The following is a 16,712-nucleotide window of genomic DNA, read 5'->3' on the forward strand; positions in this document are numbered from 1 at the left end:
ATAAACAATTGGAAATATTTCACATTGATATAGTAAGTGATTTTGGTTAAATTACGCGCCCAATTGAATTGATATGAAAAGGATATTTAAGTGAAGTATTCCATTGTTTTAATTTTTCTATGTTCTTTATTGGCTGCTTGTGGTGGCGGGTCAGGCAATGATACCCCTCCTGTACAGCAAAATAACGCGCCAGTTGCGATTGCAGACTCAGTTTCGGTTGCCTTATCTAAGTCGATTACGATTGATGTTTTGGCGAATGATACTGATGCTGAGGATGATTCTCTATCCATTGCATCTGTTAGTAATGTATCTGGTGGTACAGCTAGCATCGTATCGAATGAAATCTTATTTGTTGCTGATACAAATATTGGTGATTTTTCGTTCGATTATACAGTGTCCGATGGTAATTCAGAAAGTGATGCTGCTACAGTTTCGTTATCCGTTACTGCTTTCACATTGTCGTTATCTGGCTCAACCACCGCTGCTTTGTTTAATGGTACTGTTACCGCGCATTGGGGTAATCAAACTGTATCAGCTCCAGTTTCTGAGCAAGGTACGTATTCAATTGATATTGATGTTGTCGACATAGCATCATTCATTCGATTGAGTGCTGAGTCAGAAAGTAATTCAGCTTATCTAGAATCATTAGTTGGTGAGGCTGGATGGCTAATTGAGCAGTCTGATGATTCCGATCATGTTTCGGCACAAACTGTTCCTGCATTAAGTTTAAATGAAGCTCGTACTGCATTAGCAGGAATGGTTAAACATATACAAGATGGCGTTCCTGTTTCAACAAGTGCTTACAATGAAGGGCTCGATCAAGTAACGACTAAAGAATTAATGGCGTTAATTGAATTTTTATTAATAGCTAATAATGAAAGTGAATCGTTAACTGAAAGCATTGATTCGGTAAAAGTCTGGTTGGAACAGTTAGATTATAATTATTTATCCAGCAATAATAGAGACGGTTTACCTTATGAGCATTCATTCATTACAGATGATCGATTTATCAGTTTGTGGCGAAACCTGGTTGATAATAGCAACTGGTTAGATGCTTCCGCATCGTTTGATGTGAACGAACACCCTATTTATAGTACTGATGAACATTACATTAATGGTGGATTATTTTCATTAACCTCTGAAAACACATTTAACTACTATACATCAGCGGGGAAAATCAACGGTGATTATGCGTTTGAAAACGATGTGTTTATTTTAACCGGCAGTAATGGTTCGCCACTGTCTGAAGAGGTAACTGAAAGTAGAGCTTGCTCAGAAACTGGCACTCTTACATCAAGAGAACATTCAAGAGAGCTTGTTTTGCTAGAGGCTTCGGACAATCGTGAGTTGTATTTACAAATTTCCGAACATTCGTCCAGTTATCAAGATGAGTATGGTATTGAGTGTGACGAAGCAAATTTTGTAGAAACGACATCGTTATTCAAGCAAATAGATTTTTCTGAGTTTTCGGAAGTCACAAGTGGCATTGAGCTTGCCTTGCCTTTTTACGGAAAGAATGAAGGTGGAGAGTATTATACTTATGCATCAAGGGTATCTTTTGATAACTCTCAATTTGTTGTTGAGCGAAATGGGCTATCAGGGACTTGGGCGATTACCGATAATGATGTTTTACAACTAGACTTTTCTGATGGTACAGAGTATCGGTTTTCAAAGTTATTTGAGTTGGATGGTACGAGTCCTGTAATCTCTGAGTATAGAGAGCAAAATGAACTGATTAAAGTCTACGCCGGGATGACTGCTAAAGTCGACCTTGGTCTTATGACTCACGATTTTACAGGTCGAATGGAGTGGATACCCGCGTTTGAAGGTGTTCGTGGTTTAGGTTTCACCTTTCAGGAAGATGGAAAAGGTTTTCAATCTTTTAATGATACTTATCCTTTAGAGTGGGTAATGTCTTCATTATCTCAATATACCTTCGAAGTAACTAGTAACAAAATGACAGCAACCTACACCTATGATAAGGGCAACTATTCACCAAGTTTTGATAATTGTGAGTCGAGTGGTAATGAGTGTGTTGTATGGCGAACTAGAGAAATGGAAGTGATAGGTGTAAGTAATGACTTGGTCTATTTGATTAATAATCAAGTTGTTGATTATGATCTTGTATTAGATTTAGGGAGTAATCCTTTCAAGTCAGGTTATATTGGAGCTTATAAAAGAGTACCTTTGATTTTACAACCCTTATAATTGAACTAAAAAGAGAAAACGTCAGTCAGTAACGTTCTGTCTGACGTTTTTTATGTTAGGTTTAAACTTCGAAAATTTTAAAGTTCTTACTTTATTTTTTTTTCAACTGTATCAACCTACCAAACACCGCGCCGCCAATGGCACCGGCAATCAACTGAAAAATCAGACCAGCTTCACTACGCGCGCCTGCAATCAGGGTTATGTGCATCAGTGGGTACATCAGCATATGAATGGCTAACAAACTGAGTAAGCCTCCAATGGCGTAAGCCAGTACAGTTGGTATGGTGACAAAACGTCGCAGCAGTCCAATAATCAGATAACCCAGTAACAGGCCGACTAAAATAATCGAACCGTAGCCGGGCAGTAAACCGATTAAATCGTTGATGACCATACCAAAGCGATCCGCCCAACTTATGTTGATATCAAGTTGTAATAATCCGTTTAATACAAAGGCGCTGTGAAACACACTGGCGAAAAAGAAGCAGATCACTACAGAGAGTAAAAAAGCAGATACTCGCCTTAATTTGCTTGGTGCATTATTTGTGGTTGCATTGTTTATAGCTGCACTGTTTATAGTTTCAGATAAATCCGGCATACAAGCTCCTTGTCACCCAGTGTGTTTGGCTTGGAAGGAATCCATGGTACACAATGCCCCCCTTGTTGAAAAGTTGCCAAGTGGTTACTCTGGTTGCTGGAACATTTATCCATTTGGCACACTGACGGACTATTTTTAAGGTGAGGTTATGATTCAACAGAATATGTTTCAACAAAGTATGTTTCAACATAGTATGGCTCAGCAAAATATGACCCAACTGAATATAGCTGAACTGAATAAAACCCAACAAAAAGCGCCAGCTATATTACGGGTGTTTACTGTTGTGATTAACAGGGTGAGCATCATGACGATGATCGGAATGATTTTAGCCGTGATCAGTCTGTTATCCGCAAATGCCTACGCAATGGCTAACAACACAGGTTTGGAGCAAACTGAAGAGTCATATTCCGGTCAATTTATTATTGATGATAAGCCAATACACTATACGGCAAAGACGCTATTGTCTGGGCTGGATCATCCCTGGTCGGTGATTGAATTACCCGACGGAAGCTTGCTTATTACCGAACGTTCCGGTCAGTTGCGTTTGTTTTCTGATGGTCAACTGTCGAAGCCTGTTGCTGGCCTGCCGGAGGTGTTTGTGATGGGGCAGGCAGGGTTGTTTGATGTGGTTTTGCACCCAGACTTTGCCAACAACCAAACACTGTTTTTAAGCTACGCTCATGGCACATTAGAATCGAATACCTTGCGTGTGGTTCGTGCGCAATTAACGGGAACTGCTGCAAACGAATCGGCTAATAGCGCATTAGCGCTGACAAATGCAGTGCCTATTTATGATGTCGAACCCTTTAAAAATACACCGGTGCATTATGGCGGTCGCATGGTGGTGTTACCCGATAATACATTACTGATAACAACTGGTGACGGGTTTGATTATCGTGAGCAGGCGCAACAGTTAACCAGTGATATGGGAAAAGTTGCCCGTATCAGTTTTGACGGCGGGCATCCGCTGAATAATCCATTTGTAAACCAGCCAAAAGCCAACAACACTATTTTTACCTACGGTCATCGAAATCCTCAAGGATTGATTTACGACGCAAAGCGGCAACAAATTTTTATGCACGAACACGGGCCTGCCGGTGGCGATGAAATCAACTGGCTTGTGGCGGGTAATAATTATGGTTGGCCGGTGATCACACACGGCAACGATTATTCCGGTGCTAAAATTTCGCCCTATGCCGAGTACAAAGGCATGGAGCAACCTTTATTGCATTGGACGCCGTCCATTGCACCATCGGGTATGGCGGTGTATTACGGCGAACAGTTTCCTGAAATAAACGGTGATTTTTTGGTGGGAGCTCTGGTGGATAAAGAAGTGCGCCTGGTTCGTACCAAGAATGGCAAAGTCAGCGGTGCCGATTTTATTCAGTCGCAGCAACCTTTATTTGAACATCTGGCCATGCGCATTCGCGATATTACCCTTGGAAACGATGGCACTATCTATTTGCTGACAGACAGTGATAACGGCAAGTTGATCGCTATAAATCGCAGTGAAAGATAGCGTTTTAACGATATGGTAAGGCCGAACGACTGTGTGATTTAGCAAGAGTGTTAAATATTACCAATAAAATCAGTATGATAGAGTTGGGTTTTGATAAGTGATAAGCCTTTCCATAGGCTGAATAACTGGGTAGAATAATTTTTAAAATAACCCACTACTAAAACGCTGCTGATACCGATGAAACTAAGGATAACCTGGACGGACGATAACGGCGCCAATTCTGTGCAGGTAGAGCTGACGGATAAGCAGTTTGTTATCGGCCGTGATTTGTCTTGTGATCTGGTGTTGTCTCATAGCAGTGTGTCGCGAATTCATGCGGTAATCTACAAAACCGAGCAAGGATTATTCCTCGAAGATCAAGAGTCCAGTTATGGCACTTTGGTTAATCACAGGCCGGTTAAGCCGTTAACGGCGGCAACGCTAAATCCTTCCAGTGAGATCAAACTCGGCGCACAACCCATCCGGGTTAGTTTATTAACCGCCGACGATACTTTTAATATGGATACGGGTGAGTTTTCATCGGATCGCATTTTTCAGCAGTTTGATCAATTAAGAACTCAAGTTCAGCAAGCCATTGCGCCGTTAGAAGAGTCGACCAAACAGGCGTTAACAGAATCCTTTGAGCAACTCGGTGAGCAGGCCAACTTATGGTTTGAACGCAACCGGGTGTTGCACCATATCAATCTGATGCTGAACCATGCCATGGTGTCGGATGATCTGTTGGCTCAGATACTACCCATGCTGGTTGGATTATTTGGTGCAGAACGAGGCTTTGTTTTACTTCATAAACCGAGGCTGAAAAAACTGGTGCCTTCTGCGTCTTATTCATACGACAGTATTCATCAAACGCAAGACAAGCCACAATCATCACCGGTTAATCAGTCACAATTACTGTTTAGTCAAACGGTGGCCAAGCGTTGTTTTGATTCCAGTGAGATTTACATTACCAATGATGTTAATCAAACAATGTTGCTAAAGTCGGCCGATAGTGTGCAGCAAGGTCAAATAAAGAGTGTGCTGGCTTTTCCTCTAATTTATGCCGGTAATGTTCTGGCGGTGATTTATCTGGATAACTGCTCCAGCTTTGTTGATTTTGAGTCGCATCGTGAGTTTATTAAACCGTTGCAATCGCATTTGGGTGCCGCACTTCGACACGCCATGCACTACAGCCAGGCCGTTACCGATGATTTAACCGGTGTATACACCCGACGTTATTTTGAAGAACGTGTTAAACAGGCGATGGAGCATAGCCGCCGATACAATTCGACCTGTTGCCTAATCTTTCTCGATATCGATCATTTCAAAATGATCAATGATACTCATGGTCATCATGTTGGCGATCTGGTCTTGATGGATGTGGCCAATACGTTGCAACAAACGGCACGAAAAAGTGATGTGGTAGGACGGCTGGGCGGTGAAGAGTTTGTTCTGTTTTTATCGGACACTGCATTGGACGGCGCAAAGATTTACGCTGAACGCATCCGTGAAAAAATAGCCAGTATCCAGTTTATGCATAATGATGAAAACATTCAGCTTACTGCCAGCCTGGGCGTTGCTGAATACAATGTTGCTTATGGGCTGGCGCCTTATCAGTTTATTGAAGCGGCCGATCAGGCAATGTATCAGGCAAAAGAGACTGGACGAAACCGGGTGGTGGTAGCAAAGCCGCAAAAAGTAGCTGCTTTGAATAATACGTGTTACCGAAAATAGTTGTAAACTATTTAACAGAGCTTATCGAAGCAATCTTTAAAAACAAAACGAATAAAATTTTAACAGCAGGCTTTCAATGATTCGATGTACTCAGTGCGGTAGTAATAATCCCATCTTTAATACCCATTGCAGTGAATGTGAGTCTGTTCTAACCTTTCCGGAAACATCTTACGATCCACAAGACGAGCGTTTGCAAAAAAGCTCTTTTGATGAAAGCTCTTTAGATGAAAGCGCTTCAAAAGACATATCTTCAAAACAAAGCAAACCAAAAAAAAGTACAGCAGAAGAAAATACATCAGTACATTCAAAGCCAGATAATACTCTTCCACACGACTCTTTAGAGATTGACGATTTACAAGTTAAATCAGATGTTTCTAATACTGAGTCAATTGCCGAATTCTCCATAATTAAAAAAATTGGTGAAGGCGGAATGGGTAAGGTGTTTTTGGCAAACGATACTGTGCTTAACAGAAAAGTGGCATTAAAAACGTTAAGTGAAGAAAAGCTGTCACCAAAGATGACGCAAAGAATTATTGAAGAAGCTCGTCTTGCCAGTGTTTTGAATCATGACAATATTGCAACTGTCTACAGTGCTTCCAACTCTGGCAGCATACCTTATATCGCAATGGAGTGGGTCGAAGGTGAAAGTCTTGAGAATGGTATTTTTCAGGAAAAATTTACTTATCAGCAGTCGTTAAGTATTGCAGCACAAATAGCCAAAGCATTAAAACATGCACATGCTCACGGCATTATCCATCGAGATATTAAACCCGCGAATATTATGGTGTGTCGTAATACTGGCAAAGTGAAGGTTCTCGATTTTGGTATAGCGGAGCGATTTCAAGCGGATCATATTTCAGCGCCTATTGAGCTGGAGACGTCGGTAAGCTCTCGTCAAACGTCTCTCGGTGTTCTGGAAGGCACTATTGCCTATATGTCGCCAGAACAAACGCAGCAAAAAACGCTAAGCTTGGCGTCTGATGTGTTTTCATTTGGCATTGTACTGCATGAGTTAATGACAGGGGATAATCCATTTGAAGCGGAGACTGTAAAAAGCACCCTGAATAATATTCAGCAAAAAAATAATTTTGACCCATCATTAAAAGGGCTATCTGGTGAATTAAAAAAACTCATTATCGATTGCCTGAGTAAAACGTCTGAACAACGACCAGCTTTTGAGCAAATTGAATTGATTTTGAATAAGTTGCATCAGGCAGAGGTTGATAGAACATTAAAAAATCGCTCTTACTGGACCTCTTCCTGGCGATTGCCCGCAATAATTACCGGGTTAATATTTTTAGTTGCTTCGAGTGCTTTTTATTTGTTAAAGCCGATTTTGTCGGATCGCGATCATATTTTTGCGCAAGGGAAAAAGTTAGCTGTATTACCCTTTGATAATTTAAGCGCAGATCCAATGATAGATATTTTTTCCAAAGGCTTAACATTTGACTTAAGCAATCAACTATCTGAAATAAGCAGCGAAAATAATAGCTGGGTTATTCCTGCATCAGAATTTTTTAAATTAAAGGATACTTCCACCTCAGAGGTTTACCGAAAGCATAATGTTGACTGGGTTATTAAAGGCAGCGTACAACATTTTGGTAATGAGCGCTTGCTATCGGTTCAGCTATTGAATGCCAGTGACTCGCGTGTGGTAAAAGTCTTTAAAGAAAGTTTTACCGTTGAAACCGCTTTTGTCGCACAAAATAAAATTAAACAATCGATTGTTCAATTATTGGGTTGGCAGCAAGCTTCAAAGCAGCCTAATAATAAATCGCCAGTGTCGGAGGCGTATCTTCATTACCTCAATGGCATGGGCTATTTATATCGTTACGACTATAAAGACAATTTAAGTGAAGCGATAAGTAACTTACAGAAATCGATAGATATTGATGCTTCTTTTGAGCCGGCGTATTACCACTTGGCCGAGGCATATATTCGTAAAGCTAAGCACGATAGTGATGCATTAACCTTAACAAAGGCGGTCGAGTTATCAAAGTCAGCTATTGACCGGTTTAATTCATCCAGCGCTTACAGTTTAAGTGGTATGGCCAATTATCGAGCCAGTCAGTACACAAAGTCAGAACAACACTTTAAAAAAGCATTACAGTTAGATGAGAAAAATGATAAAGCTTATTATGGACTCGCCCGCTTAATGCAGGCAATAAACAAAAACGAACAGGCCGAGCAATATTTTAGACAAGCCATCGCATTAAACGAGAACTGGATATACTGGAATTATCTGGCTTATTTGTATTATCAAACCAATCGACTGGATGATGCAAAACAAGCTTATAAGCAAGTTGCTTTAATGACACCGAATAATGTGTTTGGCTTTCAAATGCTAGGCGCTATTGCTGTTTCAGAAGGTGATTTTGTACAGGCTGAAAAATCTTTTGAAGCGTCTGTAAAACGTGAGCCAGATAATGCTTATAACCATTCGAATTTGGCAACCGCGTATTTTTATCAAACAAAATATCATCTTGCAACTAAATCGAATGAGAGAGCCGTAGAGCTGAACCCAGACAGCTATATATTACAGGCAAACCTTGCTGATTCCTATAGATGGGAGGGAAAGGATTTGCAAGCAAAAGTAACATATGAAAAAGCAATAAGTCTTGTTAATAAGCTTATAGAGCAAAAGTCGAATAATATATCATTAAAGGTTCGTAAAGCATCTTACTTAGCTAAGAGTGGCATGGTGAAGCCTGCATTAGCTTTGTTGCCTACTGACTCCTTAATTGATAGTAAAGCATATGTATTGATTTGGGCTTCTAATGTTTATGAGTTAGCGGGAAACAGAGATAAGGTGGCTGAGTACCTCACAGCTGCGATTAACAAAGGCTATGATTTAAAAAACCTTAGAAATGAACCGGAATTTGATAGATTCTTTTCCAGTGATATTGGTAATCAATTCTTAAAAAAATATCAATAGAAACTAATTAAATGAGATGAGTTTATATTTCACTGACGAGTTACTAAGCGTATATTACCAGTAGCTGTCAGTGAAATACTTGTTTTTATATTTAATTCTTAAATGCCTAGTTATCTACATCGCCATTATTCACAATGACTTCAGGATCTTTAGTGTAAATGGTTCCCTCAGACTCCACATAGACCAGATAAGCACTGAATTTTGGCACATTATTAGCGCCGGAGTCCTGTGCAATTGTCAGCGTACCTTGTTGAGGCTCATTATTACTGACACCAAAAGAGTAGTTAAACTCAGCTTCTAGCGAAAAAGGGTTGTTAAAGTATAGACCCCAGTTGCTCAGTGATTTTCCAGAGCTATTGACCAGTTGAAAGTTTATGGTATCGCCTTTATTTACATTGGGCAGATCGTCTGTGACTGAAATGGAGTTGTCATTATTAAATGTGAATACCGCAGTGTGAGTAGCCATTACCTGTTCCTTTTGTTTTGTTGGTATTGATGCTTGTTAAGAAAACTCATCAAATGAGCCAGCCAAGCTGACATTAGTTTCATTTTTGCTTAACGTATTGTCAATTATTATCGCTGTTTTGCACTTGGAAAATCTCAAATATCATCTAAAGTTAAGTATTATTGATAATACTAGTAAGGAGATGAAATGCAGAAACACTTTAGTGTGGCGCTTTTCATTTTCATTTTTTCGTTTGGAACTTTCGCGCAAGACGCCAGTAAGCCTTCTGTCAGCCGCCAGTATAACTTTCATGCATATACCGTGTTTGACGGTTTACCTCAGGGACAAATAACCAGTATTCAGCAGGATTCCCATGGTTTTATATGGGTGGGCAGTTATGCGGGCGTAACCCGCTATAACGGTGATGAATTCGATACCTATACCGATCCTTTACCGAGTAATTCAATTACCTCGATGACCACCGATAACAAAGGTCGTATCGTTATTACTACTGGCGCCGGTTTTTGCTTCTTAACTGATGGTCAGTTTGACTGCACGCCGCTGGACAGCCACAGCAAAGTGTCAAATTTGTATCAGGCCTTTGCCGCTGAAGATGGCAGTTATTGGTTCGCGGCCGATGGTGGATTGCTTCATTATCATCAACAGGCATTAACCCTGTACGATGAGTCCGATGGTTTACCGTCTCCAACCGTTCGAAGTGTATTGAAAGATCGTAAAGACAGAATTTGGGCGGGTACGCGTAAAGGATTGTCGCAGCTGACAGGCACTTCGTTTGAGCCTTTTTATCCAGATATTTTCGGCGACGCACTGATTCAGGCATTACTGGATACCGATGAGGGCGTCTGGATTGGCAGTAATGTGGGTTTGTACCGACTCGATCATCAAACCGATGAATTAATTAAAGTGAGTAATGGACAGTTTGGCGGCAATGTTATTTTAAATCTGTTTGAAGACAGTCGCGGTATTATCTGGATAGCCACTTATCGTGGACTGTACCGTCTGGTGAATGGCCAAATTGAACGACTGTCGCCCCAGCGTGGCTTAAAACACGTTACCACTTACACCATTACGGAAGACAATGAAGGCACTATATGGATTGGCTCCGATGCCGGACTGGTGAAGTATGTACCGGGTCCATTTATCAGCTATACCAAAGAGCAGGGCATGAGCAATGAGTTTGTTCGATCCATGGCGACTGATCAGGAAGGACGCGTCTGGATGGGAACCCGTTATGGGGTCAGCATCTTTGAGCCTGAAACTGAGTCCTTTACTATTTTGGATGAGAAGGATCTTAAAACTGACCGCATTCGTGTCTATGCGGTAAGGATGTTACCCAATGGCGATATGCTTATTGGTACCCGTTCCGGGTTAATTCATTGGCAAGACGGTGCTGTAAAGCGCCATTACTCCACCGAAGATGGCCTACCTTCATCCTATGTGTCGGCTTTTTTAGTGGATAGTCAGCAGCGTATCTGGGTTGGTACTTCTCGAGGGCTAGCGCAGTTCAAAGACGAAAAAATTATTCCTGTAAAACCAAGCGAGTTTCCTATTGGCGGAATTTATCATTTAAAGCAGGACAACAAAGAGCGCATCTGGATTGGTACCGGTAATCAAGGCGTTGTGTTGTTTGATGCCGAAGATGAAAGCTATCGCAAAATTGCGCAAATCCCCGAGTCCAGTGAGTTTACTGTTTGGAATATCGATAAAGATAATGATGGCAACATGTGGGTCGGTACCAACGGCAATGGGTTATTAAAAATCAGTGAGGATTTAAAATTACTGGATATTTACGACAGTGATAACTTACTCGGTAATGATTATGTCTGGCAGGTGATGGTGGATAGTCAGGGTAATATTTGGTGTTATACCAATATTGGACTTAAACGTTTTTCCGACGGGCATTTTACGCATTTTGATGGTGACGATGGACTGCCCGATCTGGAAGGTGCCGCCACAGCGGTTATGGAACACCCTAATGGAGACCTCTGGTTTGGTACCGGTTATGGCGTTATTCGTTATGTGCCCGGTCAGGAAACCAGCATTGATGATCCGCCGCCAATTATGATGGAGGGTGTCTGGCTTGGCGAAAAGAAGCTTAAGTCGGGCGTTAGTCTTCCCAACGATGTTGAAGCGCTAACTGCACGCTTTTCCAGTTTAAGTTTTCGTGATGAGCGGGACATTTTATTCAGCTATCGATTGTTGGGGGCGAGCAATCAATGGTCGAAATCGTTTGAAAGTAACCGTTTGCAATTGGCCAGCTTGTCTCCAGGAGATTACACGCTAGAAATAAAAGCGATAAAAAGCGGGCGCATTGCCAGTGAATCACCAGCCTCATTCCAATTTACCATTCGAGCACCCTTCTGGATGACCTGGTGGTTTATCGGACTTTGCGTGCTGCTGGTTATTGCCATTCTAATAAGCCTAATTCAGTATCGCACCCGCCGGCTGGCTGCAGAAAAATCGCAGCTTGAACTGTTAGTTACTGAACGTACCGAAGAATTACAAAGCACCAACGAAGAGCTGAAGCGACTGGTGATCACCGATGAACTGACTGGCCTTAATAACCGCCGGCATTTAATGACGTGTCTGGAGCAGGAAGTACGTCGGTTGTCCCGCTGTCCGGAACCAGCCTACTTATCGTTTATTATTCTCGATGCGGATCATTTTAAAACCATTAATGATACCTATGGCCATGTGATAGGCGACAAAGTATTAACCGAGTTGGCTGAACGAATAAAGACCTGTTGTCGACAAACCGATGTTGCGGCCAGATACGGCGGTGAAGAATTTGCCATCATATTACCGTTTACTGACTTGGTGGGCGCATTAACTTTGGCTGATAAAATTAAGTCATCGGTGGCGACAGATAGTATTAAAGTAAAACATAATCTTGAGATAACCATGACCGTCAGTCTTGGTGTGGTAAGCGTTGATGGCGATACCTTAGGTGATATTGAAAAAGAGTGTGATCAAATGATCAAGCAGGCCGATGCCGCACTTTATAAGGCGAAGCGTCAGGGACGTAATCAAGTTTGCTTTTTTGAAAGCGGCGATGAGCAATCAACCGGTTCTTAAGGATAAGTTCGTTTTAAGTCAGTGGCAGTTTAGCTCGGGACGCTTTAAGCTGTGTTCCATTAACCCATAGACGCTTTAACTCAGAGCCAGCCATACCCCAACGGCCATCATTAATGATCCCGAAATGCGATTGATTAAGCGCACATTGTCACTTTGTTCCAGCAACTTTCGTAAGGTTTTACCGCCAGTTGCGTAAAGCATTAAAAATGTAAATTCACTGATTATAATAATTAACACCAGAACAGTGAGTTGCGGTGTTATAGCCATATCAGGATTGATAAAGGATGGCAGTAGTGAGATGGTAAATGCCCAACCCTTTGGATTGGCAATGGCAGTGACAAAACCTTGTATAGCCAACTCGCCTCTGGCGCGTTGTGAATTTGCAGGAGCCGTTAAGTCGATGGCCATTTTACCCCGTGAACGCCACATTTGTACGCCCAGATAAATTAAATAAGCACCGCCCAGATACTTTAAAACCGCGAATGCGGCAGGGTAGTTCAGCATGACGCTGGCAACACCAATCACCGCCAATACCGACACCAGTGCAACACCGATTAATTCTCCCCACATCATATACATGGTGCGCCGCACGCCAATACTCATGCCCAGCGTTAATGACAACGTCATGCACATTCCCGGTGTGGCCGATATCACTAAAAAGGTAGGAATAAACAGGGCGATTAAAGTTAGGTCGATCATTTGAGGTTGGTCACTATTCCGTGGCGATTAGTCTGCGAGGCTGCTAATAATCTTGTGCAGGCCATTTTAAAAGCGCGAGAGTGTAGCACGTGAAATGCTTAATTTCGATGATAGATAGGCCATTTTCTTACAAGTTGTCTAACTCAAAATGAGTCAGTATGACCGCGATATACTGATAACTAACCTCTTGAATCTTAGGCCTTTTGTTCTATAGTTAAATCAGTGTGCTTCAACTATATGGTTGGTTTTGTGAGAATGTTTTTTCGGCTTATTTCAGTTAGCGTGGTTGTATTGTTCAGTTGCGGTAGTGCAATGGCGAACAATAGCGACCGCGACTGGTTACAGCTGAGCGGATTTGGGACTCTTGGTATCACCGAGACAGATTCGGAAACCATCGGGTTTCGTAATGACTTTTCTCAAAATCAAATTGTTTACGAAGGCGATTATTCGACTGCGCCACTGAGTAATCTGGGCCTACAAATGGACGCCTTGATAAATTCAGAGTGGGATGCAGTGGCACAATGGGTGTATCGCGAACAGGATAAACATGATCTGGATGCGCTCACCACCATGGCCTTTATTCGCTACTCTCCTTCAGCAAACTGGCAGTTTCGAGCAGGCAGAACCGCAATCGATCTATTTCATCTCTCAGAGTACCGGGATGTCGGTATTGCCTATACCTGGGCTAAAGTGCCAACGGAAGTTTATGGCTTTGTACCAAGCCGGCACATTGATGGCGTTGATGCGCAATTATTCAAAGATTACAACGGAGTGAATTTTACTCTTAAGGGATACTATGGGGAGTTTGAATCTGACTTTACATCATCGGGGTATGATCCCATATCTTTTAAAGATATAACCGGCGTTAGACTGACTGCCGAAACATTCGACTGGTCTATTAGTTTACGCCATACACAGGCAAGGGTTGAATCCAATAATCAAACGATTCAATTTGTGGTTGATGAAATTATTAATGCCGAACCGTTGTGGCCAGACTCACCAGAGTTTGCAGACAAATTATCAATGGATGATAAATCACTGAACTACTCATCTTTATCTGGTCAGTATAACTTTTCTCCGTTTCTAGTCATGGGAGAGTTTGCCTACATTAGTTCGCAAAGTTCTGTGCTTGAGTCTGTAAGAAATGGTTATCTCAGTGTCATTTATCAGTCAGATGCTCACAGCTTTCATTTGACTCAGTCTTTTACGGATTCGACAGCCTATTACTTTGATGAGTTTGTGCTATCACCACAGTTGCTAGCTCCCTTGATAGATGCTGTTGAAAGACAGCTTAATGCATTTGCAACCGATCAAATTACCCGCTCAATTGGTTGGCGATTCGATGTGACACCTTCGGTTGCCGTTAAAGTTCAATGGGATAATACGGAGTATAAAGGTCGTGGCAGTTCTTTATTAGGCAGCGAGCTTATTTTAACCGAACGTGCCAATGGTTCGTTAAATTCTGTCCATGCAACCGTGAGTTTTAGTTTCTGATGTTTCGTCAAATCATACTTATAATCTATCTTTTGCTGTGTTGTACTGCAGGAGCCAGCATTGCATCGGAATCAAAATCTAATAACGATCTTGTGGTGGTGGTTCATAAAAATAACCCGGTGGATAAATTATCAAAAGATCAATTAATCGATTTATTTATGGGGAAGTATGTGGCGTTTCCCGATGGCAAAAAAGCTATTCCACTGGATATAAATGATTCGAGCCAGTTGAAAAAACAATTCTATCAAGCATTGGTTGGCTTGCCGTTGGCACGAGTTAATGCTTATTGGTCACGAATAAAATTTACCGGAAGAGCCAGACCTCCACAGGAAATGGCTAATGAACAGGCGCTCCTGTCGTTTATGAATTCGCAAGATAGAGCCATTGGCTATTTGCCCAGAAGTAAGGTTACGAAAAATTTAAAAGTGGTGTATCAATTCAGTGAATAGATACGGTATTTTAGTCAGGCTTACTGCGGCAATTTTAATTGCCGCCATTATTGTTGGTGTTGTGTCTGCCAATATTTTTTATCGCATCACCTATAACAGTGAACTTGCTGCGGCCAACGAAGATATTTCTCAATTATTTACCACGGTTTCATCGACGGCTTCAATTGCCGCCTATGTTGAAGACAGTGAAATAGCCCGTGAGGTAGTAAATGGACTGGTCACCAATAGTACCGTTCATGGTGTTAAGTTTAAAGCCGGTAATGTCAGTGTTTCGACACCAATAAAATCCAATTATAAACCATTAACGTTTGATATTTTTCATCCATTTATGAACAGTGAAGTCATTGGTCATCTGGATATATATCCTGAAGAAAGTTTTATTCGAAACCGGGCAGAAGTCATTGGTCGAGACAATGTGAAGGCACTGTTTGCATTAGCAACGGTGGTTACTTTATTAACATTGATTATTTCTCATTACCTCATTATTCGACCCATGGTAAATACTGGAAACGCGCTGCATAATATTGATCCTGGTGCCAGTAATCGCCTTGTAAAACCCGACTTTCATAAAACCAGTGAAATAGGAGCTCTGGTTGAAGATATCAATGAGCTGCTTGAAAAATCAGAAAGTTTGATAACCAAAGAGCGAAGTTTAAGAAAAGAAATAGAAGTTCTGGAAAAGAATTTCCGGATGTTATTTGAAAATTCTCTGTCACCTATTGTTTTAGCAGACAGACAGGGTGAGCTTATATTGTCTAATGACTCCTTTTATACTTTGATGGCTAGAGTTAATCAGCCAATGCTAACCAATTATGGTCCCTTGCTCAGTGATCTTTTTGTGCAGTCTGAAAAGTTGATTAAAGATGTAAAACAGGCTTTTCAAAAAAATGACATTGCCATTGGTGAGTATGAGCTTAAAACCAGCAAAGATGAACCTATGTGGAGTCAGGTTGTTATTATTCCTATTTCAACGGAAGATAACTCGGACTTGTATCAAATAACGTTGCATGACATCAGCAAACGGAAACTTGAGATGGACAAACTCAGTGTGCAAGCAGAGGTTGACTCATTAACAAACCTAACTAATCGTCACGGAGCAGAAACCAAACTCGAAGACTTAATGCAACGTAAGGTACCTTTCGCTTTAGCATTAATCGATTTAAATGGCTTTAAGCAAATTAATGATATTTACGGCCATGATGCCGGCGATGTCATTTTAAAACATGTGTCTGACAATATGCTTAATGTGGTTAGGCAAGATGATACCGTCAGTCGATGGGGTGGTGATGAGTTTGTATTAATATTTAAACGGACAGAGAAACAAGCATTAATAAAAGTTCTCGATAAAATGTATCAGGCAATTATCAAACCCGTCAAATTGGAAAGCATCAATCAAGAAATTTCTGTGGGCGCCAGTATCGGTGCTGCATTCTACCCTGAATCAGGTGAAACATTGGAGCAAATTATTCGCCGTGCCGACAAAGCCATGTATCGAGCGAAAGCGGTGAAACAAGCCCAGCCAGAAAAGTATTTGTTTTTTGATGAGGAATAAAATCACTGAT

At 41.4% G+C, this 16,712-nt stretch carries 11 protein-coding genes; 8 read left to right on the forward strand and 3 right to left on the reverse strand.

All coding sequences use genetic code 11. From position 1 onward, the window contains the following. Window positions 1-90 precede the first annotated feature (90 nt). Entirely contained in the window at window positions 91-2,208 is a 2,118-nt protein-coding gene (locus C8D97_RS01005) for an Ig-like domain-containing protein (protein ID WP_109761474.1), read from the forward strand. A gap of 91 nt (window positions 2,209-2,299) precedes the next feature. Here the strand turns inward: C8D97_RS01005 and C8D97_RS01010 are convergent, their stop codons facing one another. Continuing rightward, window positions 2,300-2,803, reverse strand: coding sequence for a hypothetical protein (locus C8D97_RS01010; RefSeq protein WP_109761475.1), 504 nt, complete (start codon window positions 2,801-2,803; stop codon window positions 2,300-2,302). 148 nt (window positions 2,804-2,951) lie between these two features. On the opposite strand from C8D97_RS01010, the gene C8D97_RS01015 reads away from it, so the two are divergent. From C8D97_RS01015 to C8D97_RS01025, 3 genes are all read left to right on the forward strand, one after another. After that, the gene (locus C8D97_RS01015) at window positions 2,952-4,322 is read left to right on the forward strand and encodes a PQQ-dependent sugar dehydrogenase (protein WP_109761476.1); all 1,371 of its coding nucleotides are present in this window, start codon (window positions 2,952-2,954) and stop codon (window positions 4,320-4,322) included. Between the two features lie 177 nt (window positions 4,323-4,499). Beyond that, window positions 4,500-6,032 (forward strand): diguanylate cyclase, encoded by a 1,533-nt coding sequence (locus C8D97_RS01020; protein ID WP_109761477.1) that lies wholly within the window; start codon window positions 4,500-4,502, stop codon window positions 6,030-6,032. Between the two features lie 76 nt (window positions 6,033-6,108). Continuing rightward, window positions 6,109-8,967, forward strand: a complete 2,859-nt coding sequence (locus C8D97_RS01025) for a serine/threonine-protein kinase (RefSeq protein WP_109761478.1) — start codon at window positions 6,109-6,111, stop codon at window positions 8,965-8,967. Window positions 8,968-9,073: 106 nt separating this feature from the next. Here C8D97_RS01025 and C8D97_RS01030 read toward each other — a convergent pair whose 3' ends face one another. Further along, window positions 9,074-9,433, reverse strand: a complete 360-nt coding sequence (locus C8D97_RS01030) for a hypothetical protein (protein ID WP_109761479.1) — start codon at window positions 9,431-9,433, stop codon at window positions 9,074-9,076. A 186-nt stretch (window positions 9,434-9,619) separates the two neighbouring features. Here C8D97_RS01030 and C8D97_RS01035 point away from each other — a divergent pair, with 186 nt between their 5' ends. Continuing rightward, window positions 9,620-12,508, forward strand: a complete 2,889-nt coding sequence (locus tag C8D97_RS01035; RefSeq protein WP_109761480.1) for a ligand-binding sensor domain-containing protein — start codon at window positions 9,620-9,622, stop codon at window positions 12,506-12,508. Window positions 12,509-12,583: 75 nt separating this feature from the next. On the opposite strand, the gene C8D97_RS01040 is transcribed toward C8D97_RS01035, so the two are convergent. Next, entirely contained in the window at window positions 12,584-13,207 is a 624-nt protein-coding gene (locus C8D97_RS01040; RefSeq protein WP_109761481.1) for a LysE family translocator, read from the reverse strand. 255 nt (window positions 13,208-13,462) lie between these two features. On the opposite strand from C8D97_RS01040, the gene C8D97_RS01045 reads away from it, so the two are divergent. Genes C8D97_RS01045 through C8D97_RS01055 form a run of 3 tightly spaced genes read left to right on the forward strand, consistent with a single transcriptional unit; the run spans window position 13,463 to window position 16,702 of the window. Then, the gene (locus tag C8D97_RS01045) at window positions 13,463-14,701 is read left to right on the forward strand and encodes a porin (protein ID WP_483428595.1); all 1,239 of its coding nucleotides are present in this window, start codon (window positions 13,463-13,465) and stop codon (window positions 14,699-14,701) included. Beyond that, the gene (locus C8D97_RS01050) at window positions 14,701-15,150 is read left to right on the forward strand and encodes a hypothetical protein (protein ID WP_109761483.1); all 450 of its coding nucleotides are present in this window, start codon (window positions 14,701-14,703) and stop codon (window positions 15,148-15,150) included. The genes C8D97_RS01045 and C8D97_RS01050 overlap by 1 nt, the downstream gene beginning before the upstream one ends. Further along, window positions 15,143-16,702, forward strand: a complete 1,560-nt coding sequence (locus C8D97_RS01055; protein WP_109761484.1) for a sensor domain-containing diguanylate cyclase — start codon at window positions 15,143-15,145, stop codon at window positions 16,700-16,702. Before C8D97_RS01050 ends, C8D97_RS01055 begins: the two co-directional genes overlap by 8 nt. The last annotated feature ends 10 nt before the right edge of the window (window positions 16,703-16,712 follow it).

Origin of the sequence: Pleionea mediterranea (genome assembly GCF_003148745.1) — a bacterium.
Taxonomy (GTDB): Bacteria; Pseudomonadota; Gammaproteobacteria; order Enterobacterales; family Kangiellaceae; genus Pleionea; species Pleionea mediterranea.